This window comes from Mesorhizobium sp. M5C.F.Ca.IN.020.32.2.1 (assembly GCF_004023105.1).
Taxonomy (GTDB): domain Bacteria; phylum Pseudomonadota; class Alphaproteobacteria; order Rhizobiales; family Rhizobiaceae; genus Mesorhizobium; species Mesorhizobium wenxiniae.
In genome coordinates this window covers 1-1,264 of sequence record NZ_RZSX01001271.1, presented here as the reverse complement: position 1 = coordinate 1,264, position 1,264 = coordinate 1, and the positions used below count along the sequence as shown (strand labels likewise).

2 protein-coding genes and 1 pseudogene are annotated in these 1,264 nt (G+C 60.9%); 1 reads left to right on the top strand and 2 read right to left on the bottom strand.

The features are described 5' to 3' along the window. Positions 1–203: DUF6766 family protein (locus EOA86_RS35125; RefSeq protein ID WP_348633385.1), on the top strand; the 203-nt coding region annotated here is incomplete at its 5' end. 388 nt (positions 204–591) lie between these two features. Here EOA86_RS35125 and EOA86_RS40980 read toward each other — a convergent pair. Together EOA86_RS40980 and EOA86_RS35110 are read right to left on the bottom strand one after the other, a co-directional pair. Next, complete coding sequence (locus EOA86_RS40980) at positions 592–840, bottom strand: hypothetical protein (protein ID WP_245497483.1); 249 nt, start codon at positions 838–840, stop codon at positions 592–594. Positions 841–891: 51 nt separating this feature from the next. After that, positions 892–1,264: pseudogene (locus EOA86_RS35110) on the bottom strand (hypothetical protein); the annotation flags it as partial.

Genomic DNA, 1,264 nt, shown 5'->3' with positions numbered 1-1,264 from the left:
AGGAAGCGCTGCTGCACGGCGGCAAGGTTCAATCGATAGGAAGCTATCTTCTCGACGCCCAGCTATGGTTCGAGTCGTTTCAGAACTGGCAGTCGGAGTTCCTGTCGACCGCGGTCCTGGTCGTGCTGTCGATTTTCCTGCGCCACAAGGGCTCCCCGGAATCGAAGCCTTCTGGCGCGTCAAACTCCGAAACCGGCGCATAAGTCTCCGCGTGCACCCAACGATCGCTATGCGTCGGCAATCACGCGGTACCGAAAACGGTTGCGAATGTGGTTGTTAAAGAAGCGGCCTTTTAGGTTACCAAGGCGTTTCGGAAGGCCGCATAGGTCTCTGGCGGAACAGCTTTGTAGTCGTAAGGTTTGCCGCTCGTCACGAACCACACCGAGAACCTTGGTCTGCGGATCGTACTCCGTTTGCGGATTGAGGTTGATGGCATGATGTCGGCGCTCTATACGAGCGCCATCGGCATGTAGCGGATGCTCACCGTGTCCTGCCGGAACCGCCGTTCGAGCTCGGCGCGCCGTCTGCGCCAGTCCGGTAAGTCGATCTCCTCCACCCTCACTTCGAAGATGACGATATCATCTTTGCTGGCTACTCGTCATCCTGCCACTGACCTTCCGCGGGCGCCTGCAGGTAGGCCGTAACGCTTTCGAAACAGCTGGCCAGGTCTTCCTTCACAAGGTCGAAATCCTCCCGCCCAAACGGCCGGCCGATGTTGTCCGCGCTGGGAAGCAGGATGTGGACGAGGTGCATGGCGACCGCTCGATGAAAAGCGGTCAACGATTGCAAAGACACCGCGTTCCTTTGCTTGGCCGGGCAATTGACCGATGCGGACGGCATCGGGGCATTCGTCCCCGAGACTGAGCGGGCGGGCGATTTGCGGCCGTCCACCTAGCGCATCAAACCCGCCGCCCGAAGGGCATCCTCGATGATCTTCTTCACGCCGGGCTGGCCCGATTCCGTGTGAGGCGGGAACTGATGGAGGGCAGCCAAATGTGGGGGCTTCGTCTTCGCATTTTCCATAGCTGGCGCCGGTGACTGGGGTGGTTTCCGTTCGCTGGCGGGCACTTGCGGCCTTGATTTCCGGGAGGCGCTTTCCTCCGTTGCCGCGATCCCCCAGAACTGCGCGATCTCGCGTGTGGAGGCGATGCCGACATCAATCATGTAGGGTCCCGGAGCGCCGAGGCCGTTGCCGAGCGGCGTGCCGTGGCCCATCCCGGCGATCATGTTGATTTCGATCAAGGCCTCTCCCGCGCCGTTACGC